18 protein-coding genes are annotated in these 23,593 nt (G+C 33.0%); 16 read left to right on the top strand and 2 right to left on the bottom strand.

What is annotated here, in order from left to right; translation table 11 throughout:
• Window positions 1-76: 76 nt before the first annotated feature.
• From NQ499_RS01090 to NQ499_RS01140, 11 genes are all read left to right on the top strand, one after another.
• Complete coding sequence (locus NQ499_RS01090; protein WP_006505396.1) at window positions 77-1,333, top strand: L-cysteine desulfidase family protein; 1,257 nt, start codon at window positions 77-79, stop codon at window positions 1,331-1,333.
• Window positions 1,334-1,638: 305 nt separating this feature from the next.
• Window positions 1,639-2,115, top strand: coding sequence for a PTS system mannose/fructose/N-acetylgalactosamine-transporter subunit IIB (locus NQ499_RS01095; protein WP_040389796.1), 477 nt, complete (start codon window positions 1,639-1,641; stop codon window positions 2,113-2,115).
• An 18-nt stretch (window positions 2,116-2,133) separates the two neighbouring features.
• A complete protein-coding gene (locus NQ499_RS01100; RefSeq protein WP_006505398.1) occupies window positions 2,134-2,931 on the top strand; it encodes a PTS mannose/fructose/sorbose/N-acetylgalactosamine transporter subunit IIC in 798 nt (265 codons plus the stop codon).
• On the top strand, window positions 2,924-3,745 hold the full coding sequence (locus NQ499_RS01105) for a PTS system mannose/fructose/sorbose family transporter subunit IID (RefSeq protein ID WP_202898380.1): 822 nt from the start codon (window positions 2,924-2,926) through the stop codon (window positions 3,743-3,745). Before NQ499_RS01100 ends, NQ499_RS01105 begins: the two co-directional genes overlap by 8 nt.
• Before the next feature lie 24 nt (window positions 3,746-3,769).
• Entirely contained in the window at window positions 3,770-4,192 is a 423-nt protein-coding gene (locus NQ499_RS01110; protein ID WP_006505400.1) for a PTS sugar transporter subunit IIA, read from the top strand.
• Window positions 4,176-5,861: a glycoside hydrolase family 13 protein gene (locus tag NQ499_RS01115; RefSeq protein WP_006505401.1), complete on the top strand. Its 1,686-nt coding sequence runs from the start codon at window positions 4,176-4,178 to the stop codon at window positions 5,859-5,861. The genes NQ499_RS01110 and NQ499_RS01115 overlap by 17 nt, the downstream gene beginning before the upstream one ends.
• 5 nt (window positions 5,862-5,866) lie before the next feature.
• Complete coding sequence (locus NQ499_RS01120; protein WP_040389797.1) at window positions 5,867-6,619, top strand: MurR/RpiR family transcriptional regulator; 753 nt, start codon at window positions 5,867-5,869, stop codon at window positions 6,617-6,619.
• Between the two features lie 142 nt (window positions 6,620-6,761).
• On the top strand, window positions 6,762-7,940 hold the full coding sequence (locus NQ499_RS01125) for an ATP-binding protein (RefSeq protein WP_040389798.1): 1,179 nt from the start codon (window positions 6,762-6,764) through the stop codon (window positions 7,938-7,940).
• Between the two features lie 173 nt (window positions 7,941-8,113).
• Window positions 8,114-9,322, top strand: coding sequence for a hypothetical protein (locus NQ499_RS01130; RefSeq protein WP_006505404.1), 1,209 nt, complete (start codon window positions 8,114-8,116; stop codon window positions 9,320-9,322).
• Window positions 9,323-9,393: 71 nt separating this feature from the next.
• Window positions 9,394-12,615, top strand: a complete 3,222-nt coding sequence (locus tag NQ499_RS01135; protein WP_040389799.1) for a protein kinase domain-containing protein — start codon at window positions 9,394-9,396, stop codon at window positions 12,613-12,615.
• A gap of 171 nt (window positions 12,616-12,786) precedes the next feature.
• Window positions 12,787-13,620 (top strand): DUF6591 domain-containing protein, encoded by an 834-nt coding sequence (locus tag NQ499_RS01140; RefSeq protein ID WP_006505406.1) that lies wholly within the window; start codon window positions 12,787-12,789, stop codon window positions 13,618-13,620.
• A 16-nt stretch (window positions 13,621-13,636) separates the two neighbouring features.
• Here the strand turns inward: NQ499_RS01140 and NQ499_RS01145 are convergent, their stop codons facing one another.
• Window positions 13,637-14,647 (bottom strand): LacI family DNA-binding transcriptional regulator, encoded by a 1,011-nt coding sequence (locus NQ499_RS01145; RefSeq protein WP_006505407.1) that lies wholly within the window; start codon window positions 14,645-14,647, stop codon window positions 13,637-13,639.
• Between the two features lie 191 nt (window positions 14,648-14,838).
• On the opposite strand from NQ499_RS01145, the gene NQ499_RS01150 reads away from it, so the two are divergent.
• From NQ499_RS01150 to NQ499_RS01170, 5 genes are all read left to right on the top strand, one after another.
• Complete coding sequence (locus NQ499_RS01150; protein ID WP_006505408.1) at window positions 14,839-16,971, top strand: PTS transporter subunit IIBC; 2,133 nt, start codon at window positions 14,839-14,841, stop codon at window positions 16,969-16,971.
• A gap of 2 nt (window positions 16,972-16,973) precedes the next feature.
• Window positions 16,974-17,777 carry an endonuclease/exonuclease/phosphatase family protein gene (locus NQ499_RS01155; protein ID WP_006505409.1) on the top strand — a complete coding sequence of 268 codons (804 nt, stop codon included), beginning with the start codon at window positions 16,974-16,976 and terminating at the stop codon, window positions 17,775-17,777.
• Window positions 17,774-19,258, top strand: a complete 1,485-nt coding sequence (gene malQ / locus NQ499_RS01160) for a 4-alpha-glucanotransferase (RefSeq protein WP_006505410.1) — start codon at window positions 17,774-17,776, stop codon at window positions 19,256-19,258. The genes NQ499_RS01155 and malQ overlap by 4 nt, the downstream gene beginning before the upstream one ends.
• Window positions 19,259-19,272: 14 nt before the next feature.
• A complete protein-coding gene (locus tag NQ499_RS01165; protein WP_006505411.1) occupies window positions 19,273-21,540 on the top strand; it encodes a glycogen/starch/alpha-glucan phosphorylase in 2,268 nt (755 codons plus the stop codon).
• An 86-nt stretch (window positions 21,541-21,626) separates the two neighbouring features.
• Window positions 21,627-22,829 carry a class I SAM-dependent rRNA methyltransferase gene (locus NQ499_RS01170; RefSeq protein WP_006505412.1) on the top strand — a complete coding sequence of 401 codons (1,203 nt, stop codon included), beginning with the start codon at window positions 21,627-21,629 and terminating at the stop codon, window positions 22,827-22,829.
• Here NQ499_RS01170 and NQ499_RS01175 read toward each other — a convergent pair.
• Complete coding sequence (locus tag NQ499_RS01175) at window positions 22,826-23,446, bottom strand: LytTR family DNA-binding domain-containing protein (RefSeq protein WP_006505413.1); 621 nt, start codon at window positions 23,444-23,446, stop codon at window positions 22,826-22,828. The genes NQ499_RS01170 and NQ499_RS01175 overlap by 4 nt on opposite strands.
• Window positions 23,447-23,593 lie beyond the last annotated feature (147 nt).

Raw genomic sequence — 23,593 nt, forward strand, 5'->3', positions numbered from 1 at the left:
TTGTGAAAGACTGCTACCCCACAGCAGTCTTTTTAATTTGTGATAAACCTTGTATACTGTAAACAAGGAGAATCATATGAGAAAAGAAGAACTAATAGACTTATTGAAGAAGGATGTAGTCCCTGCATTAGGATGTACAGAACCAGTCTGTGTCGCATTATGTGCAGCTTATGCATCAAAACAGTTAAATAATCCAATAACTAAAATAGAGTTAGATGTTAATAAAGGTATATATAAGAATGGGATGTCTGCAGGTATACCACATTGTGAGCATGTAGGTCTAGAGTATGCTGCTTCTATCGGGACATTATTAAAGAACCCAGAGAAACAGCTGACTTTATTTGAAGATATAGAGTCAGATACAATTACACAAGCTGAATTATTAGTGCCCCATGTTTTTATCACAATTAATGATTCAGCATTTATTCATGTAAAATGTACTCTTCATACATCTAATGAGACAGTGACATGTATGATCAAAGAGGCACATACAAATATAGTTTATCTAGAAAAGAATGGAATTATATTAGAAGAGAAAACAACTCAAGAAACAAATAATACACCCACTGTGATTGAAGAACTCAAAGAAATGAGAATATCAGACATACGTTCTTTGGTAGACTCAATGACAGTGGATGAACTTGAATTCCTGTTAGATGGTATAGAAATGAATAACCGATTATCACAATATAAAGGAACAACACATTTGAGTGAATCATTCAATCATTCATTATTCTCTGAAGACTTGTTAACTAGAATAATAAGGAAAGTTACTGCAGCTGCTGAAAATAGACTAGATGGCTGTCCACTTCCTGCAATGAGCAGTTCAGGTGCAGGTACAAAAGGACTCGTTGTTTCTATACCAGTGAATGAAGTGGCAGAAGAACTCCATGTATCATTAGAAAAGAAACTCAAAGCACTTGCGCTTACACATCTAGTAAATAGATATATTAATGCACATATTGGAAAATTATCACCTATGTGTACATGTGTCATGGCGTCTTCTACATCTGCTTCTGTAGGTATCGCTTATCTCTTAGATGCAACAGACGATCAGATAGGTTATTGTATACGTAATATGACAGGAACTGTAACTGGTATGATTTGTGATGGTGGAAAAGTAGGATGTGCATTAAAGGTGTCTACAGGTTCTACGGCTGCACTTATGTGTGCAACAACTGCAGTCAATAATGCAGTATTAAGAGAAAGTGATGGAATTTGTGCATCAACCCCTGAACAATGTATTCAAAATATGGCCCGTATTGGGAAAAATGGAATGAATAAAGTAGATGAAGAAATCATCTCAATTATGAAAAGTAAAGAGTGTCAATAGTGGAAGGTGGTCCAAGGATCATCTTCTTTTTGCATATAATGGCACATTTTAATAATTAAAGTGAATAAAGTATGAAGTGTCAGTTGATTAAAATAACCTTGTATATATCATAAAAAAATGAATTGTATAAACATAATATTACTATTCTAAAACATCATAATGGAACATTTCCCTTATCTTTGACACCTATTCCAAAAGTTTGTGCCACGTCCCAGAAGGGGCCTGAAATATTGAAAGTGTTTGCATTGTTGGGTAAACTAGGACTCGTCAAAACAAATGAAAGCAATTTCAAGGAGGAAACAGAAATGAGTTTAGTATTAGCAAGAATCGACCAGAGATTAATTCATGGTATTGTTGTTACACAATGGGCAGGTGCAACACAGGCAAAAAGATTAATGGTAGTCGATGATGAAGTAAGTAAGGATGAAGTTCAAAAATCAGCTATGAGAATGAGTAAGCCAGTGGGGACTGGTATGTCAATCATTGATACAGAAACAGCTATTAAGAACTTCAACGCAGGAAAGTATGATAGCCATAATGTATTCATGATTGTAAGAGAACCATCTACATTAGTTAAGTTAGCTGAAGGTGGCGTTAAGATTCCTAAAGTAAACATTGGTATTATCTTCGATGGGGAAGGTAAGACAACAGTGAAGAAGATGGTTTCAGTCAATGAAGAAGAAGTGAATGATTTAAAGAAATTACAGTCTATGGGTATTCCAGTGACATTCCACTTCGTACCAAGCGAAGCAGAAGAACCACTAGAAACATATATTAAATAATCAAGGGGGATAAGAAGTATGCAGGTTATTCAAGGAGTATTAATCGTATTATTATCAATGTGGATGGTTTTAGACCAGCAGGGTATTGTTATTACAACATGGTTCCCAATCATGGTTGCATTCTTTGCAGGATTGATTATGGGGGATATGAAGACTGCCATGATTATTGGTGGTACATTCCAGTTAATGAACTTAGGTGTTGCCAACATCGGTGGTTCATCAGTGCCTAACTGGGGTCTTGCAACAGTAGTTGGTATTTATGTTGCATGTAGAACTACAAATGATGTGGCTCAGGCAAAAGCAGTTGCCTTAGCAGTAGGTGTACCAGTTGGTATGCTTGGTATTCAGTTAGATGTATTCGCAAAGTTATTAAACACTTATGTAACACATGCAGCACAGAAAGCATGTAATGAAAAGAAGTTTAGTAAGATGAACAGAATTCTTTGGATTGGTCCTATGATCTTTGCTTTATCTACAGGTTTACCAACAGCTTTATGTGTAGTATTTGGTGATGCAATCGTTAATGTTATCTTAAAATCAGTTCCAGTATGGTTCACAAATGGTCTATCTATCGCAGGAAATATGTTACCAGTTGTAGGTATCGCATTATTGTTACAGGTTATGCCTGCTAAGAAGTACTTATCAATGTTGATGATTGGTTTTGTCTTCTCAGCTTACTTAAATGTACCAATGTTAGGTGTATCTATTATTGGTTTAGCTATTGCTTACTATTTCTTTACAACACAGGTCAATAAAGCACCAGCAGTCGCAGCAGAAGGTGCAGTAATCGAAGAAGGAGATGATTGGGATGAATAAGGAAACACAGACAACAGAAGTTGTTACAAAGAAAGATCTTACAAAAGCCGCAGTACGTTACATGTTTATGGCATGTAATACATATAACTATGAAAACCATCAGGGTCCAGCAGTTGTATTTGGATTAGAGAAGGTTTTAAGAAAGATTCATAAGAATAATGATGATGACTATGTTGCATCATTAAATAACCACTTTAAATATTTCAATACTACAACTTGGATGGCTAATATCTTACTTGGTGCAAGTGTTGCCATGGAAGAAAAAGATGGTGTTGAAGCATTAGATACAGTACAGAACTTTAAGACAGGTATGATGGGTCCTCTTGCAGGTATCGGTGATACTTTGATCTGGGTACTCTATCCAACAATCATGGGTTCTATTGCAGCTTATATGGGACTTGAAGGTAACCCTACAGGTGCACTTATCTGGATGTTACTTAACGTGATTTTCTTCTTCTTTAGAATTAAGTTATTCCATTTAGGATATGATTCAGGTTTAAAGCTTATTACTACATTAGGTGATAAGTTATCAGTCTTCACAGAAGCAGCATCTATCATGGGTCTAACAGTTATTGGGGCATTAATTCCTTCAGTTGTTAAGATGTCATTAGGCCTTGTCTTTAAGTCAGGTAAAGTAAAACTTGCTATTCAGACAGGTGTCTTAGATAAGATCATGCCTGCTTTATTACCAGTTGCACTTACATTTATCGTTTATAAATTACTTGCATCTAAGAAACTTACTGTTATTCAGGTCATCTTCTTAATTATCATTCTTGCATTAGTTTGCTCATTCTTTGGAATTCTAGCTCTCTAATCAAAGTTTTCGGGGGAAAAGTTTATGAGAAAAATCGTTCTAGCCAGCCATCATTTACTCGCTGATGGTTTAAAAGATACCATTCAGTATCTTATGTCAACTTTAACTGATATCAAGTCAGTGAGTGCTTATATGGATAATGTACCTGTTGAAAAACAGTTAAAAGAAGCACTTGGAGAAATCAATGAAGATGATGAATACATCATCTTCACTGATATGCTTGGGGGTAGTGTGAATCAGGAAGCAGTCAAATATTTACAGTATCCTAATGTATATGTGATTACAGGGATGAATTTACCTATTGTATTAAGTGTCTGCTTATCATTATCTAGCTGTGAAAAAGTAAATGAGGATGTCATTAGAAATGCGATTGATGATGCCAAGTCACAGATTGTTTATGTCAACGATGTTATGAAAAATATGGGGGTTGATGAAGATGATGAATAAAGATTGGTGGAAAAGCAGCGTTGTTTATCAGGTTTATCCACAAAGTTTTAATGATACCAACAATGATGGGGTTGGTGATTTAAAAGGTATTACTGAAAAACTTCCTTATTTATCTAAATTAGGTATTGATGTTATCTGGTTAAATCCTATCTATGAATCACCATTAGTAGATAATGGTTATGATATTGCGAACTATAGAAAGATCAATCCAATGTATGGCACAATGGAAGATTTTGATGAATTATTAGAAACAGCACATAGTATGAATATTAAGATTATTATGGACTTAGTTGTTAATCATACAAGTGATCAGCATGAATGGTTCTTAAAGTCTAAGTCTTCTAAGGATAATGAATATTCTGATTTCTATATCTGGAAAGATCCTAAGGAAGATGGCAGTGAACCAACAAACTGGGGTGCTACTTTTGGCGGTGCTGCATGGACTTATGTTCCTGAAAGAAAACAGTATTATCTACATTGTTTTGCGCCTGGACAACCTGATTTAAACTGGGAGAATCCTAAAGTGAGAGAAGCTGTTTATAATGAAATGAGATTCTGGTTAGATAAAGGTATTGATGGTTATAGAATGGATGTTATTTCTTTATTAAGTAAGAGACAGGACTATCCAGATGCCTTACCAGGAGAATATGATTATGCAAAATCATATTATAAAGGAGCTTCTAATGGACCACGTATTCATGAATTCCTACATGAAATGAATAGAGAAGTCTTATCACACTACAGTATTATGACTGTTGGTGAAACAGCTAATACAAATGTCCAGCAGGGTAAGCTTTATACTGATCCTTCTAGACAGGAATTAAACATGGTATTCCAATTTGACCATATGCATATAGACTATGGTGAATATGGTAAGTTCTCTGATGTAAGATTTAAACTCAGTGATTTAAAGAAGAGCTTATCAACTTGGATCAATGATTTAGGTGATGGATGGAATTCACTTTATTGGGATAACCATGACCAACCTAGAAATGTCACTCGTTTTGGTGATGATGGTGTTTATCGTGTAGAATCAGCTAAGATGTTAGCTACTCTATTACATATGATGAAGGGTACACCTTATGTCTTCCAGGGTGATGAATTAGGTATGAAAGATGTACCTTTTGAATCACTTGATCAATATAAAGATATTGAAACAGTCTTTATGTGTCAGAAAATGAAGGATAATGGTGAATCAGAAGAAACAATCAAGAAATATGCATATTTAAGTTCAAGAGACAATGCAAGAACACCATTCCCTTGGAATGGTGAAGAAGGTTCTGGTTTCTCTGATGTAAAACCTTGGATTGATTATTCACCTGATAACAAGTTCATCAATGCAGAAGATGAATTAAAAAATCCAAACTCTGTCTTCTACTATTATCAGAAGTTAATTCGTTTAAGAAAAGAAAACCCTGTTATTGTCCATGGTTCTTATAAACTATTAGATGAAGAAGATTCAGATATCTTCTCATATGAAAGAGAATATGAAGGTAAGAAATTACTTGTAGTATGTTCTTTCGCAAAAGAGAAGGTAAGATATACATTACCAGATGACTATAAGGATGCTGAAATTCTTATTGGAAATTATGAGAATGTATTGAAAACAGATGATAAAAATATTATTCTAAATCCATATCAAGCAGTAGTTTATCTAACAAAGGAGTAATGGATATGGACTTTGACACACAAGCAGGACTTATTTATTCAACACTAAGTGATAATGAAAAAGACATGATTCAATACATCAGAAACCATAAATCTGATGTTGTAGAGATGCCTATTAATGAACTAGCGAAAGTTCTGCTTTCGTCAAAGAGTTCTGTATTACGCCTCGCACAAAAGCTAGGCTATACAGGTTATTCAGAATTAAAGTATTCTTTAAAGAAGGATATAGTAAAGAAAGCTGTTGTTCCTACAGATTTGGTTGAAAAATTTAGAAAAGAGATTGATAAAACATTTGAATATGCATCGCAGGTAAACTTTGCGACATTGATCTCCGAAATCCATAAAGCACGACAAGTCATTTTGTATGCGACAGGGTTTACTCAGAATAACTATACAAAACAGTTCTCCAGTGAGTTATTTATGTCAGGGCGTTCAAATTATATTGTATCTGGTGAAACTAATTTCGAAGTCATCTCACACTCCCTAACTAGTGATGATTTCGTAATTATTATTTCATTGTCAGGTAATACACCAGGTATCAGAACAATAGTTAATGAATTAAATATGAAGGATATACCTATTCTTTCTATAACTGAGCTAGGAAAGAATTTCCTTGTAGAAAATTCAGATTATCAACTTTACTATAATACAACAGAATTTCCTCTTGAGGATGAACATATCATTTCTATGAATGCAGTAGGGATTATCCTTACTATTCTTGCAAGAAAGTATCAGGAATTCGCATTCTTTGATGAATAAAGTCAGGCATGGTCTGGCTTTTTTACGTGTTATAGACTTTACGAATATATATATATTAAATCAAGGTTAAATCTTATTCCGAAAAAATGAAAATAATTCATTTTTTCGGAATAAGAAGGTATAATATATATGGGTGAATGAAATGAAACTTTTAGAAAGAAACTATTTAACAAAAATTATTAATGTAATTGGAACTCCTGATATTAAAGTGATTACGGGTATTAGAAGATCTGGAAAATCATGTCTGTTACTACAATTTATGGAATATATAAACCAAACTGATAAAGACGCGAATATTATTTTTGTTGATTTCAATTCTTTAAGTGCAGAGCCGTATTTAGAATACCATGCATTAAATAATTATATAGAAGGTCAATATAAATCTAACAAGAATAATTATGTATGTATAGATGAAGTTCAAATGTGCAGTGGCTTTGAGAAAGTCATAAATAGTCTACATAGTAGTATGAAATATGATATTTATATTACTGGTTCGAATGCATTTCTATTAAGTAGTGATTTGGCTACTTTATTTACCGGTAGAACGTATGAAATAGAAATATTTCCTTTTTCTTATAAAGAATGTCTAAAATATTATGCTGGGCAGTATTCACTTGATAGATACGTTAGAGAAGGTGGAATGCCTGGAACTTTGCTTTATCGTGAACAAGATGATAAGTATAAATACATACGAGATGTTTTTGAGACGCTTATTATAAGGGACATAACTAATAAATATTCGATGAGAAACAAAGAAGTTATTCATGATTTAGCGTACTTTATGATGGATAACATTAGTTCTTTGACATCAGCTAATAATATATCTAAATCATTAGCAAATGCTAATATTAAAATAACAGATAAGACTATAAAATTATATATGCAATATTTGAAAGATTCATACTTGTTTTATAAAGTTAGAAGGTATGATATAAAAGGGAAAAAATATTTGGCAACAAATGATAAGTATTATTTGTCCGACCATTCTTTCAGATATGCTATTATAGGAACAAAAAACATGGACTATGGCAGAGTATATGAAAATATCGTTGCGATTGAATTGCTTAGAAGAGGGTATGAAGTTTATGTTGGTAAACTTTATAAAAAAGAAGTGGATTTTGTGGCTATAAAACAAAATGAGAAGATTTATTTTCAAGTAAGTGATGATATTTCGAATCAGAAAACTTTCGAAAGAGAAGTTACTTCACTATTAGAAATACAAGATGCATATCCTAAAATCTTATTGGCTAACACACATCATGATGAATATCAGTATGAAGGTGTAAAAATAATTGATATTGAAAAATGGTTAAAATTGTAAATATAAATGATTTGAATGCAGATAAGATAATAAATAAACGTTTTACTTTATGCTTGTGAATCCTTCTAGCCTATGAACCTTGATGTAAATCAAGGTTTTTTGCACTTTGTTGTAATGTACATATATACGTTATACAATTGTTTTAAGATTACTTATGAAGGGAAAAAGAAAATATGACTCAATATACAGAATTACTTGATAAAAAAGCTGAAGAACTACTATTAGATGATGATAACTATGAAGAAAGATTACTTGAAGTCGCTACACTATTTCGTGGATTTGATGAAGCATTTACATCATTTATTAAAGAACATGGATATACAGGTGATTTATCTGATACACCTGCAAAGGTAGAGTTTTTACGTGATAAGTTCAAAGCAGTGCATATAAAACTACCTCGTGATTTGTTTGTACCCAATAGGAAGATTTCTCGTAAAACTGCTTTTCAGATCTGTTTTGCGTTAGGTTTAGATGCTGATGAAACAAAAGACTTTTTTAGATGTGTTCAGTTTGAACGTGGGTTTGATTGTCATACTATAAATGAAGCAGTTTATTATTTCTGTATGAGAAAAGGTCTTTCGTATGATGAAGCACAAGAGATGATTCATAGTATTCCTATACCTGAAAAGATGAAAAAACTTCCAGATTGTGATGTTCTTTACACAGGTACTATTATTGAAAACCTCAACAACATTGAGGATAAAGAAGAGTTAATACACTATATAACAGAGAATATTGATGAATTTCGTTATAATAATGTCACTGCTTTAAAATATATTAGAAATCTTTGGAATGATATTTCTAAAGAAGATGGACTTGCAGTGCAGGAAGGTGCTGTGATTGATAGTCATAATAGATTTGATAATAAGAAGAAACAAGAAGATGATTATGTAATTGCGAAGCCTCATGCATCTACTTGGACTATCTTTTCTCAAATAATGGGGCTCAGAAATTATCAAGAAAGTGAGTTTTCGATTAAATATGATCGTTCATTGGCTTCTGTATTATCTGATAATAGACTCATGCCATTAAAAGCTGAATACTGTTTTCCGAACAGACAAAACATTGATAAGTTACTTCGTGAAGAACTAGTTGGCAAGGATGAAATAATTAGAAAGATGCTTATTTTTCTTGTTTTCTATACTTATTGGGCAAAACGAATTATTAGAAAAAAACAAGATTCCTATATTGTAGAAGACAATGATTTTGAAAGATGTCTAGATATGATCAATGCACGTCTACTCGGTGCAGGTTATCCAGAATTATATATTGGTAATCCTTATGATTGGCTCTTTATGTGGGCATTAAAAGACTATGATAATCCTTTATTTGCGTTTAGATATTATATGGGAGAAGTATTTGCGGAAGCTGCTGAGAATTAATGGTGTAATAATAAAACCTAATCGAATAAACCTTGAATTATAATCTATTCATAATAAAAGGTGGTGAACTTATGGATCACAGAATTGCATTGAAACCAAATACTCCGCTTTGTTTATCTAATGATAGTGGTGAAATGATTCATTGTATTATAAAAAATGAAATTGGGCGTGGAGGATCCTGCATTGTATATGAAGCAGTTCGTATCACTGATACAGGTGATCAGACACTGTATAGAATAAAGGAGTTCTACCCTTACAAACTTCATATTTCTCGTAATAATAATGAACTAGTTCCATCAGTACATGATATGGATTCTTTTCAAAAAGAACAGAAACAATTCCGTTGTGATTTTTCACATACAAATAAGTTATTCTATTCAGGTGATAACTATTCATCCATGACGAATCAATTAGATGTATTTAATCAAAATGGTACATCTTATATCTTATCTGTCTATTCTTCTAAGAATACATTAGCTGCTTATAAACCAGTGAATTTAAAAGAATGTATTACACTCATTAAACAGGTTGTTTATGTTTTAGGTAATATTCACAAGATTGGATATCTATATTTAGATATCAAGCCTGATAATGTTTTGATTGTTGATGGATACCAAAAGCAGGTTCAGCTATTTGACTTTAATTCGCTTTTTGAATGGAAAAAAGTAAATCAACCAAGTGATATCAGACTATCTTATACTAAAGGTTTTGCACCTATTGAGTTACAGACTTCAAAAATCAAACGATTGGGACCACATACAGATGTTTATAGTGTAGGTGCATTATTGTTTTATCTTTTGTTTGGTCATATACCTACTGTACCTGATTGTGAAATAGATGCTGTATATGATTTCTCAAAAATACAATATGACTATCATCAATGTGATGATCGATTATTGAGTTCTTTATGTCATTTCTTTCATAATACATTAGCTGTTTATTATGCTGATAGATATCAAAATATGGAGGAAGTATTAGATCAATTATCAATAATTGAGAAGTATGCTGATCCTTTAATACCACGTATTTATTCTACTCATATTATAAAGCCGCAAATCTTTTATGGACGTGAACAGGAGTTTAAAGAATTAGATAGTCTTCTATTAAATCCACACTATAATTGTTTATTTATATCAGGTATGGGTGGTATTGGTAAGAGTACCTTTATTAAAGAATATCTTACACGTTATCGTGAGAAGTTTGATACAGTTCTGTATGTCTATTATAAGGACAGTATTGAAGAAACTATATCCAATGACATGAATATTGAAATAAACACATTAAGACAAGATGAAGAAAATAAAACGCCCATCAGATACTTTGATAAAAAAGTTCAAAAGATACGTGAACTTGTAAGAGGTACTTCCGCTGTTTTAGTCATTGATAATTTTACAGGTGAGATGGATGATGATTTAATTGCACTTCTTTCTACAGGATTAAGAATTATTCTCTTAACGCGTAAGTTACCTTCTTATTCAAATTGTCTAAAAATGGAACTTTCTGCGATAACAGAGTGGAATGCTTTAATACATATATTTGAAGCCCATCTTGGACGTTCTATTGAAACATATGAACTAGATGACTTTAAATTTATACTCAATAGTATTGAGAATCATACGCTTATTCTAGAATTAATTGCGAAACAGATTGCGAATAGTCATATAACTATTTCTAGTGCTGCAGCTCTTACAATTGAGAATGGTTTTTCTACAATTGCGCCTGAGAAGGTGGATTACGAAAGAGATAGTAAACAAATAAGTGATACGATTGGACATATTATAGATGCTTTATTTGTCACAAATATGCTTTCTTCACAAAAGAAGGTCTTAATGAAGGTACTTTCTTTGACTGGTGATGAAGGAATAGAGATAAATACATTCCAGAGAATAATGCAACTTGAGTCTAAAGATGATTTAAATGAGTTAATTAAAGATGGCTGGATTACTATTTCTAGGGATATGGTTTCAATGAATAATGTGATTCAAGAAGCTGTACATCGCTGGGAATGGACAAATGATTCTATTCATGCTGCTAGACAGTTCTTAACATATTTTTATATAGAAATTCATTTAGAATCCACAAAGAATAATTACCCTAAGAAACTTAGATCAGAGTCATTAAAAGGTAAATGGATAATCAATAAACTGTATAAGTGGCAAAAAGGTCTTATTGGGAAGATAAACCAAGAAAGATATGCACGAATTAAAGATGAATCTCCTGCAGACATTGAAAAACTAACAAAATTACTCTATTTAGCTGAAGGCATTATTAAACAATGTCAAAGAGAGAAAGTGATTTGTGATACAGATCTATTCACAAACCTGCAGGTTGTAGTCTTACTCAATATGCCTCGTTATAGAGATGACTTTGAAACAAGCAGAATTCTTTTAGATTATATTAAGTCTATTGAGCAAGATGAAGACTCTATGCATAAAATGAGACTAGATGCTGTTGTGATTATGCCGATTTATGAATTGATTTTCTCAATTTCTGCCAATAACGAAGATATAGAAGGTATGCAGGATATACTAGTACGCGCTAAAAAAGCATCAAGCTGTTTCCATAGGAAAGAAGCTTATGCAATTTATTATAATATGCTTTCTGAGTATTATGATATTCTTCTTGATGGTTTTTATGATACAGACAATCAAGATGAAGAACGAATACTTAATAAGATGCTTGACGCTATTGAAAAAACATTATTCTATTCTAAACAAAATATTTCTTATGATATCAATCATTTGCATGTAAAAAATATTTTGGCTAAAGCCACAATCTTGATGCGAAGTAATCGAGGTACGGTAAGAAAAATCGATAAGCTGATTACTAACGCAAAGAAAATAATCATAGAGAATACAAAGGAATATGCGGATGTTCGATTGCAGTATTATTTAGTATGTGCCTGGTATTATGCGTTAGTACAAGATGACAAAGATATGGCAGAAGTATTTATCAAAGATGCACTAGAGTTATCCAATGTTATAATCCCAACTGATTTACAGAGAATTGAGGATGTGATTATTCCTTGCGCCAATATTTACTTCGAATTGTATTGTTATAATCAGGCTATGACTTTGTTGTATAAAGGCACACGCCTCTGTTTTAAGCATATCAATACTGACTCCTATGCGTTTATCAGACAGCAGCTCTATAATCATTTCTTTCAGGTTGGCATAGAAGCACAACAAGTTGAATGGTGTCAAAAGATGATCAAACTTATAGAAACAGAGAATAAAGAAATCTTAGATAATAAAAATAGAGTGATTATTCCAGAAGAGGTACGAAGTTTATAGTGTAAGTATCCAAGTCTGAACTATTATAGTTCAGGCTTTTTTGTTTGCATCCACAAAACCAGATATAAAAATCACCATGTTATATTTTGACCAGAAAAAGGAAGGAGAATGCATATGAATAGGTATTAAGAATAAATTCAATCGTACGAATAATAATGAGGAGGCTTAATTATGAATAAGAAAATATTTATTGTGATTATGAGTTTATTAGTTAGTTTAACTGGATGTGGTAGTAGTAAGACTACGAGTAGTAGTCCAAAGGAAAAAATCAATATAAAAGATATTGCTTGGAATGTGGATGAAGGTATTGTGGATGGAGAACGTTGTGTACTTCTTGACTATACGAATAATACAAATTATACAATCACCGGCTTTGAACTTACATTCAAAGAAAAAAAGAATATAACTGAAGAAGAAAAATCAAAATTATATTCAGAAGTCAAAGAGTCATGTGGATTAACTGATGAATACAAGAATAGTTCTATTTCTATGTATGCGGATAGTAATCAGGTTGTGAGTAAAAAAGAATCTATTTCGAATGTGCATTGTTGTTACGATAACTATTATTATGTAAAGAATATCAATCACTATAAGCTGATGGAACCTGATATTGCGACTATTAAGTATATTGATAATAATAAGGTCTATACTGAATACTATGATTTTAGTGCAAAAAAATATTCTCTTGATAAAGAGACACAGATAGCTAATCAATGGTCCAAAACAGAATTAGGAGATAAAATTCCTAAAACAAATGCAAAGGTAGTAGAAATCATCAGAGATGATCAAATAAACTTTACATTTAAAGCATATGGATTGTCACGAGATCAGTTTAATGCTTATGTTGAAGAATGTGAAAAACGTGGCTATAACGTTGATTTGAGTTACGTTGATGGATTCTATAGCGCAAATAGTAAAGAAGGTTATAATATTAAGGCAATCTATGATGAAGATGATCATTCGATCACTGCAGCAATAAATTCTCCAAAAGCTAATCATGAATAATGAAAAGGCGGTTCACTTAATGTGAATCGCCTTTATTCATTTCCTTTACACTTTGTCTTTTACGTATTGTGAATGGAACAATTGAGCGTGTCGCAAACATGGTAGGTGTTTCTATATGTTTAATAAGCTGGACAACTGCTTCCATGCCTAACTGATTTGGGCTTACATCAATAGAAGTCAGTGGTGGTTCTGAGAAACGTGCAAAGATAGAATTATTAAAGCTCACAATAGAAATATCATCAGGTACTTTCTTTCCTACTTCAGTAATTAGTCTAACCATAATGACGGCATAAATATCATCACATACCACAAAGGCACTCGGACAGTCATCACTTCTTAATAATTCAAGTATTTCATTGGGGTTATAGGAATAACTTGAAGAAAGATTCTTAATATAGTCTTCTTTCACTTCATAGCCTGCTTCGGATAAAGCTTGTATATAACCAAGACGTCGATCTATAGAATATTGTACATCCTTTTTTTCACCAATATAACCGATCTTTTGATGTCCTTTTTTTAATAAGTATTTCACTGCCTCATAGCCTGCCTGGATATTATCTGTATCTACACTAACTGATGTAATGGAATTCATTGGTGGTTTACCAATCATAATATAAGGAATCATACGTTCTCTTAAATAGTCTGTCACAGAAGATTCAATTTTCGTATTTAGGAAGATATATCCTTCACAATCCGCAATCTCCATACTTGTCTTCATTTCTCTCGTATCGGCACCAGTAATAATATGAAGACTATAACGCCCTTTATTACACATATAACTAATACCTCTTACTATTTCTAGATAGAATGGATTTTCATAGACATCTACCATAGAACGTGGAAAGACGACACCAACATCATGTTTCTTAATATGTGATTTATCATATACATAACCGAGTTCATCCATTACTTTACGTACTTTTTCTTTCGTTTCTTCACTAATTGAATAATGATTATTAATTGTACGAGATACAGTAGATGGAGATACCCCTGCTTTTTTCGCAATGTCTTTAATTGTGATACTCATTTAAATCACCTCACTTTTATTATACTCATTATTGCTGAATTGCACTATAGTTGCGCTAATATTTGCATAATATATGCGTAAATACCCTGTTTTGTTGCATAATTCCTATTGTGTAAGTGTTTACAATCATTAAAATAGGATTTGTAAGAAAAAGGGAGTAAGACATAACCTTATTAGAAGGAGGAAAGAATATGAGTAAGGGAAAAGTTTTATGTATGCCCCTCAAGGGTAAAGTAGTACCAATCACTGATGTCCCAGATTCTGTATTTTCAGAAAAGATGATGGGAGACGGATGTGCTATCATTCCAGAAGATGGAAAAGTATATGCACCAGACAACTGTGTAGTAAAAATGGTTGCACCTACTAAACATGCAGTTGGTCTTGTGACAGATGATGGTATTGAAATCTTAATCCATTTTGGATTAGACACAGTTCAGTATCAAGGTGAAGGTTTTACTTGGCATGTAAAAGAAGGACAGACAGTTGAAAAAGGAGATTTATTGTTTGAAGGAGATTTAGATTTCTTTAAATCTAAAGGTGTCAATACAATGACTCCATTCGTATTTACTAAAGAAGATGATCTTAAAGGTAAGAAGATTGTCTTAAAGAAAGGTGCTCATAATGTAAAGGATGAAATGCTTGTTCTTGAAGATGTTGCAGCTCCTAAAGCAGCACCTGAAAAGAAGAAGAAAAAAGGAATTAACTTCGACTTCTTACAGAAGTTAGGTAAAGCCTTAATGACAGTTATCGCAGTAATGCCTGCTGCTGGTTTAATGATTTCATTAGGTAAAGTATTCCAGATGTTTGGTGCAGATGTCGCATTTGTTATGACTGTTGGTTCTGTAATGGAACAGATTGGTTGGGCAGTTATCAACAATCTACATATCTTATTCGCAGCTGCCATTGGTGGTAACTGGGCTAAAGATCGTGCCGGAGGTGCATTCGCAGCTGTTATCGCATTTATCTTAATCAATAACATCACAGGTACAATCTTTGGTGTTACAGCCGATATGGTTAATAGTAGTAAAGTCATTTATACACATACATTATTTGGTGCAAAGATTCCAATTGCCAACTATTTCACAACAGTTCTAGGATCTGCAGCACTTAATATGGGTGTCTTTGTAGGTATTATTGCTGGTTTCGTTGGTGGTATTGTTTACAACAAATACTATAACTTCCGTAAATTACCTGATTGCTTATCATTCTTCAATGGTAAACGTTTCGTTCCATTAATGGTTATTGTTCATTCAGTTGTTATCGCAGTTATTATGTCAGTTGTATGGCCATTTGTTCAGGGTGGTATCAATAGCTTTGGTGTTTGGCTTGCAAACTCAAGTAAAACAGCTCCAATCATTGCCCCATTCTTATATGGTATGTTAGAACGTCTATTATTACCATTTGGTTTACATCATATGTTAACTATTCCAGTTAACTACACTTCATTTGGTGGTACATACACTATCATGACTGGTTTACAGAAGGGTACAAAAGTATTCGGTCAGGATCCATTATGGTTAGCTTGGGTTACAGACTTAATTAACTTAAAGAAAGCTGGAAATATGACAGCTTACACTCACTTATTAACAACAGTTACACCTGCTCGTTTCAAAGTAGGTCAGATGATTGGTGCAACTGGTCTATTAGCTGGTTTCGCTTATGCAATGTATAAGAACGTAGATAAAGATAAACAGCCTAAATATAAATCAATGTTTATTTCTACATTCGTTGCAACTTTCTTAACAGGTGTTACAGAACCTCTAGAATTCATGTTTATGTTCGCAGCAGTTCCACTATATGGTGTTTATGCAGTACTTCAAGGTTTAGCTTTCGCAGCAGCTGATATTGTTCATTTAAGAGTTCATTCATTTGGTAATATCGAATTCTTAACTCGTGTTCCTATGGCAGTTCAAGCAGGATTACTTGGTGATGTTATTAATTTCGTTATTGCTTGTGTTGTATTCGCAGTAGTTGGTTATTTCGTTGCAAACTTCATGATCAAGAAGTTTAACTTTGCGACACCAGGTAGACTTGGTAACTATGATGATATGGAAAGTGATGAAACTTCTACAGCACATGAAGGTAGTGCTCAGGTCGAAGCAATTATCAACTTACTTGGTGGTAGAGATAATATTCAGTTAGTTGATGCATGTATGACTCGTTTAAGAGTTACAGTTAATGATGTCAATAAAGTTGCTGATGTTGATGCTTGGAAGAAGGAAGGTGCAAAGGGTCTCCTTAAGAAGGATAATGGTGTACAGGCAGTTTATGGACCTAAAGCCGATGTTCTTAAGTCAGATATCAATGATGCCTTAGGTAAATAAATATGAAGCTTATGACACTTAACACACATTCACTAAGTGAAAGTGATGAAAAGAATAAGCTCCAGACAATTGCGAATTTTATTCTGAATCATGATGTTGATGTCATTTGTTTACAAGAAGTCAATCAAAGTATGACGGCAAAAAGTGTTTCTACCGACAGCTCTTATGTCGGTAGAGACATTATTAAAGAAGATAATTATGCACTTGGGTTAAGTCGATTACTTGGTGATCAATATAACTGGAACTATATTCCAGTTAAAGTAGGTTATGACAAGTTTGATGAAGGTGTAGCCATCTTCTCTAAGTATCCTATTGTGAATAGTGAAAATACTTTATTGACACAAACCAATGATTATTCGTTCTGGAAGAAACGTAATTCTCTTGGAGTTGAATTAGTAAAAGAAAACACGCATTTCTGGGTTTATACAGCCCATTTAGGATGGTGGAAGGATGAAGAGGAACCTTTCATTAATCAATGGCATAAGCTCAAGACAATTGCGACTAAAGAAGTCCCTGTTTACTTAGCAGGAGATTTCAATGCGCCTGATATTATTCCAAACCAAAGTTATACCACTATTAAAGAAGATGGATGGTTTGATACACGTGACTTAGCAGATGATGTCCAAGGTCGTTTTACTGCTCAGGGTAAAATAGACGGATGGGATGAGGCAGTAGATGGTATGCGTATTGATTATATCTGGTGTAATAAAAAAGAACATGTAAAAAGCCATCATGTCATATTTGATGGTACACATGAAGATGTAGTTTCTGATCATTTTGGACTATTTATGGAGGATAGTTTATGAGAAAAAGTGGTGTGTTATTATCCGTATCATCTTTACCTAGTAAGTATGGTATTGGTTGTTTTGATGAAGCTGCTTATAAGTTTGTAGATGATCTTGTAGAAGCTAAACAAACATATTGGCAGATTCTCCCTTTAGGTATTACTGGTTATGGTGATTCACCTTATCAGTCATTCTCTACTTTTGCAGGTAACCCATATTTTATTTCTTTAGATGAGTTTGTGAAATGTGGTTATTTAAAGGAAGAAGATCTACCAGAAGCAGATATAAATAGTGATTATGTTGATTATTCTTATCTCTATGAAAATAGATATGCATTATTAAAGAAAGCGTATGAGAATTCACATATTACTGATAATGAAGATTTTAAAGCTTACTGTAAGGACAATGCATGGTGGCTAGAAGATTATGCATTATTTATGGCAATAAAAGCATCTTATGATAACCAAGGCTGGGAAAATTGGCCTTTAGAATTACGTTTAAGAAATGATGCGTCCCTTACCGAGAAACGTAATGAACTAAGTGATGACATTAATTACCATAAGTTCTTACAGTACTATGTATGGAAGCAATGGTATGCATTAAAGGATTATGCGAATAGTAAAGGGGTAGAAATCATTGGTGATATTCCTATCTATGTCGCATATGATTCATCTGATGTATGGGGACAGCCAGAATTATTCCAGTTGGATCCTGAAGTAAAACCTACTGCAGTTGCAGGTGTACCACCTGATGGTTTCTCTGCTGATGGACAGCTTTGGGGTAATCCACTTTATGACTGGAAGAAACATAAGGAAACTGGTTATGCATGGTGGATCCAGAGAATTGCATATTGTAAGAAAGCCTATGATGTTGTACGTATTGACCATTTTAGAGGTTTTGATGAATATTTCTCAATTCCTTATGGTGATACAACTGCTAGAAATGGACATTGGGAAAAAGGTCCAGGCTATGACTTATTTAAGACAGTTGAAGAGTCTTTAGGAAAACTCAATGTAATTGCCGAAGACTTAGGTTATTTGACTGATACAGTTAAACAGATGGTCGCTGATTGTGGTTATCCAGGTATGAAGGTATTTGAATTCGCATTTGATTCACGTGATTCTTCTGGTACAAGCAACTACCTACCTCACAACTATACAGAAAATTCAGTTGTTTATACTGGAACTCATGATAATGAAACAATGATCGGATGGCTTAAAAATATTCTGCCTGAAGAAAGACAGATGTTGAAAGACTATCTACACTATGATGGTGATGATGACACTGTATTAGTGGATATGAGTATTGATTGTATTATGGCAAGTGTAAGTGATAAGTGCATTGTACCAATGCAGGATTACTTGAAGCTTGATAATACAGCGCGTATGAATAAGCCTAATACTTTAGGTAATAACTGGATGTGGCGTTTAGATAAGAATGCTTTTAGTGATTCATTAAAGGAACGAATGCGTGATATTACAGTAAAAACAAACCGTATTTAAAGGAGATTTTAAGAATGGATGTTAAGACGTTAATTAATACAAGAGTTCAGGAGTTATTTAATCTTTCAATAAAGGATTGTTCTAATGAACAAGCATATATCGCATTATTAAGTGTTGTAAAAGACTTGCTTGATGATAAAAAGACAATTGAAGGTGACCGTAAGGTTTATTATTTCTCTGCTGAATTCTTAATTGGTAAACTCATGAGTAATAACTTAATCAACTTAGGTATTCGTAAGGAAGTAAAGGAATTATTCAAAGAAAACGGAAAGAGTTTAGAAGAAATTGAAGAAATAGAAGCTGAACCTTCACTCGGTAATGGTGGGTTAGGTCGATTAGCTGCTTGTTTCTTAGATTCAATCGCAACTTTAGACCTACCTGGTGATGGTGTTGGTCTTAATTATCATTTAGGTTTATTCAAACAGGTATTTGAATACAACAAACAGTGCGAAACACCAAACCCTTGGATTAATGATCATTCTTGGCTCATTCCTACAAACAAACATTATACTGTAGAATTTAAGGACTTTTCTTTAAAGTCTCAATTATATGATTTAGATGTATTAGGCTATAAAGGAAATAAGAATAAATTACACTTATTTGATATTGCATCTGTTGATGAATCAATGGTACATGATGGTATCTCATTTGATAAATCAAACATTGTACGTAACTTAACTTTATTCCTCTATCCAGATGATAGTGATGAAGCAGGTCGTAAATTACGTATTTACCAGCAGTATTTCATGGTATCTAATGGGGCACAGATGATTCTTGAAGATATCAAGAGTAAAGGAATCAGTTTAACTGATTTAGATAAGCATGTATGTATCCAGATTAATGATACACATCCATCAATGGTTATTCCTGAATTGATTCGTCTTCTTATGAAAGAAGGACTTACAATGAAGCAGGCTATTGATATTACATCTAAAACATGTGCTTATACAAACCATACTATTCTTGCAGAAGCACTTGAAAAATGGCCATTGTCTTATCTAGAAGAAATCGTGCCTCAATTAGTACCTATTATTGAAGCATTAGATGCTGTTGCGAAAGAAAGATCTACAAATGAAAAAGTCGCAATTATTGATAATAATAAGCTTGTTCATATGGCGCATATGGATATCCACTTTGGTTTCTCTATCAATGGTGTGGCTTCTATTCATACTGATATTTTAAAGAATACTGAATTACATGACTTCTATGAACTTTACCCAACACATTTCAACAACAAAACAAACGGTATTACATTTAGAAGATGGTTATTATCATGTAATGAAGAATTAACTGATTTGATTGATAGCTTAATTGGTGAAGGCTACAAACAAGATGCAAGTGAATTAGAGAAATTACAGAAATATTTAGATGATGAAGTAGTCCTAGATAAACTACTTACAATCAAACAGGAAAAGAAAACACAGCTTGCGAACGTAATCAAAGAAAAAGAAGGTATTGAGTTAGATCCTTCCTCTATCTTCGATGTTCAGGTTAAGAGATTACATGAATATAAACGTCAGCAGATGAATGTGTTATATATCATCTACCAGTACTTACAGATTAAAGCCGGTCATAAGCCTGCACATACTATTACATGTATCTTTGGCGCAAAAGCAGCTCCTGCTTATATTCTCGCAAAAGATATCGTCCATACACTCCTTTGTCTGCAGCAGCTTATTGACAATGACCCAGAAGTATCTCCTTACTTAAAAGTAGTCATGGTAGAAAACTATAATGTCACTTATGCAGAATCTATTATTCCTGCAGCTGATTTCTCTGAACAGATTTCCCTTGCTTCAAAAGAAGCATCTGGTACATCTAATATGAAATTCATGTTGAACGGTGCAGTCACATTAGGTACTGACGATGGTGCCAATGTCGAAATACATGAATTTGTAGGTGACGATAATATTTATATCTTTGGCGCAAAAGCTGATACAGTTATTGACCATTATGCGAAAGGTGATTATCATCCTCAGGATATCTTAAATAATGATCCTGAATTAAGAACACTTGTTGATTTTATTGTCAGTGATGAAATGAAATCAGTCGGTGATGTGGAATCACTTGAAAGATTACATAATGATATGTCATACAAGGATTGGTTTATGGCATTACTTGATGCAAGAGACTATATTGAGACTAAAGTACGTGCTATCAACGATTATAAAGATAGAAAAGCATGGGCTAAGAAGATGTTAGTTAATATCTCTAAAGCTGGTTTCTTCTCTAGTGATAGAACTATTGCACAGTATAATGAAGATATCTGGAAATTAAAATAATCTCCTAATCAGGGTTCTTAATGAACTCTGATTTTTTTGTTGATTTTATTTCGCATATACTTTATTTTATTTACGAGGTGTAGAAAATGAAAAGAAATTATCCAAGTATTATTATTACTCCTGAAGGAGAAAAATGGCTCGATAAAGGGCAGATGTGGATGTATAAGAACAATCTAGGTAGTCTAGATGATTCTATTGAGAATGGTTCTTTAGTAGATATTATGACGACTCAAGGACGTTATTTAGGTACAGGGTTTCTTTCTAAAGAAAGTCATATTACAGTACGTATTTTAACTAAGAATCAAAATGAAGTGATTGATAGAGAATTCTTTAAAAAGAGAATTCAGTTTGCGTATGACTTTAGAAAGACAGTAGAAAAAGATAATTTAACGAACTGTCGTCTTGTATTTGGTGAAGCAGATAGCTTACCAGGTTTAACTGCAGACCGTTATAATGAAATCATTGTGACTCAGATTACATCTTATGGTTTAGATTTAATCAAAGATATGATCTATGAATTATTACTAGAAGTATTAAAAGAAGATGGTCAGAATGTATCTGCCATCTATGAAAGAAATGATGTCAAGGTGCGTGCTAAGGAGGGTCTAGAACTCTATAAAGGATTCTGGAAACCAAGCAAATTACCGACTACAACAGTTATTAATGAAAATGGTTTAAAGCTTAATGTAGATGTAGAAAATGGTCAGAAGACGGGTTACTTCTTAGATCAGAAATCTAACAGAGTATTACTAAGAAACATGTCAGCAGGTAAGACAGTCTTAGACTGTTTTAGTCATACAGGAGGTTTCGCATTAAATGCTGCAATTGGTGGCGCAAAACATGTCACTGCTGTAGATGTTTCTCAAACAGCTTTAGATCAGGGTCTTGCGAATGCGAAGATGAATCATCTAGAAGAGAGAATGTCTTTTGTACAGGATGATGTTTTTGATTACTTAGATAAATGTCATCAGGGACAGTATGATATTATTGTCTTAGATCCACCTGCATTTACTAAATCAAGAAGAACAGTAAATCATGCTTATAATGGCTATAAGAATATTAACATGAAGGCTATGAAACTACTAAGACAGGGTGGATATCTAATTACATGCAGCTGTTCACGTTTTATGGAAACTGCACTATTTGAACAGATGTTAAGAGAATCCGCAAAGGAATGTGGAGTAACTCTAAAACAGGTCTCTGTGACTCAACAGAATGCAGATCATCCAATTCTATGGACTATGGAAGAAACATCTTACTTAAAGTTCTATATCTTCCAAATCATCTAGAAGTCTCCGGACTTCTTTTTTAATGACTGATAAAAGTTATTTTTATAAATTTGTCCTAACTTAAATATATGATTTCCCATATAGATATCGTGATGATTTATTTTATTGATATAATGGCTATTAATACATGTACTTTTATTAATCTGTACAATCTGTTTAGAATGCATCTCTTCTTGTATTATTCTTAAAGGCTTATAGAGATGATAGTTCTTTTTCTTTGTATGTATAGTAGAAAGATGATCATGTGTTTCTATATAGAAAATATCATGGATAGGAATAGATATCTTATGATGCTCATATTTAAATTGATAATAATCGTAATGCTTCATATGCAATGACAACATCAATGAAACGCCGAACTCTAAATCATTTTCAAATATATAATGAAAAGGCTGGTAGATCACAGTCTCTGGACCTAAAGGTTTATTTAATACAACCACAATAAAAGCTTCTTGATCAATTATTTTAATTCTTTGTATATCTTCAAATGCACCTGTAAAATATATATCAGAATGAATCAGTGTTTTAGAAATTGTATAACGATGATGATAATGACGAAACATCTGGATTATTCTGTCTGTTATATAAGAATTTAAATGTACAATAGAAACAATCATAATACTCTACCACCTAGTAATATTATATACAATATAATAAAGGAAAAAGGACTAAGCCATGTTGGTATTAGTCCTTTAGTGTATATATACACATATACATACTGTTATAGCTCCCATAATCAGAATACATGAATAAACTAATGTATA

It is taken from the genome of Catenibacterium mitsuokai (genome assembly GCF_025148785.1).
Taxonomy (GTDB): Bacteria; Bacillota_I; Bacilli_A; order Erysipelotrichales; family Coprobacillaceae; genus Catenibacterium; species Catenibacterium mitsuoka.

Bases quoted from the DNA above. Each gene is read 5' to 3' on its own strand.
- NQ499_RS01090 (WP_006505396.1), top strand. From the start codon at position 77: ATGAGAAAAGAAGAACTAATAGACTTATTGAAGAAGGATGTAGTCCCT.
- NQ499_RS01095 (WP_040389796.1), top strand. From the start codon at position 1,639: ATGAGTTTAGTATTAGCAAGAATCGACCAGAGATTAATTCATGGTATT.
- NQ499_RS01100 (WP_006505398.1), top strand. From the start codon at position 2,134: ATGCAGGTTATTCAAGGAGTATTAATCGTATTATTATCAATGTGGATG.
- NQ499_RS01105 (WP_202898380.1), top strand. From the start codon at position 2,924: ATGAATAAGGAAACACAGACAACAGAAGTTGTTACAAAGAAAGATCTT.
- NQ499_RS01110 (WP_006505400.1), top strand. From the start codon at position 3,770: ATGAGAAAAATCGTTCTAGCCAGCCATCATTTACTCGCTGATGGTTTA.
- NQ499_RS01115 (WP_006505401.1), top strand. From the start codon at position 4,176: ATGAAGATGATGAATAAAGATTGGTGGAAAAGCAGCGTTGTTTATCAG.
- NQ499_RS01120 (WP_040389797.1), top strand. From the start codon at position 5,867: ATGGACTTTGACACACAAGCAGGACTTATTTATTCAACACTAAGTGAT.
- NQ499_RS01125 (WP_040389798.1), top strand. From the start codon at position 6,762: ATGAAACTTTTAGAAAGAAACTATTTAACAAAAATTATTAATGTAATT.
- NQ499_RS01130 (WP_006505404.1), top strand. From the start codon at position 8,114: ATGACTCAATATACAGAATTACTTGATAAAAAAGCTGAAGAACTACTA.
- NQ499_RS01135 (WP_040389799.1), top strand. From the start codon at position 9,394: ATGGATCACAGAATTGCATTGAAACCAAATACTCCGCTTTGTTTATCT.
- NQ499_RS01140 (WP_006505406.1), top strand. From the start codon at position 12,787: ATGAATAAGAAAATATTTATTGTGATTATGAGTTTATTAGTTAGTTTA.
- NQ499_RS01145 (WP_006505407.1), bottom strand. From the start codon at position 14,647: ATGAGTATCACAATTAAAGACATTGCGAAAAAAGCAGGGGTATCTCCA.
- NQ499_RS01150 (WP_006505408.1), top strand. From the start codon at position 14,839: ATGAGTAAGGGAAAAGTTTTATGTATGCCCCTCAAGGGTAAAGTAGTA.
- NQ499_RS01155 (WP_006505409.1), top strand. From the start codon at position 16,974: ATGAAGCTTATGACACTTAACACACATTCACTAAGTGAAAGTGATGAA.
- malQ (WP_006505410.1), top strand. From the start codon at position 17,774: ATGAGAAAAAGTGGTGTGTTATTATCCGTATCATCTTTACCTAGTAAG.
- NQ499_RS01165 (WP_006505411.1), top strand. From the start codon at position 19,273: ATGGATGTTAAGACGTTAATTAATACAAGAGTTCAGGAGTTATTTAAT.
- NQ499_RS01170 (WP_006505412.1), top strand. From the start codon at position 21,627: ATGAAAAGAAATTATCCAAGTATTATTATTACTCCTGAAGGAGAAAAA.
- NQ499_RS01175 (WP_006505413.1), bottom strand. From the start codon at position 23,446: ATGATTGTTTCTATTGTACATTTAAATTCTTATATAACAGACAGAATA.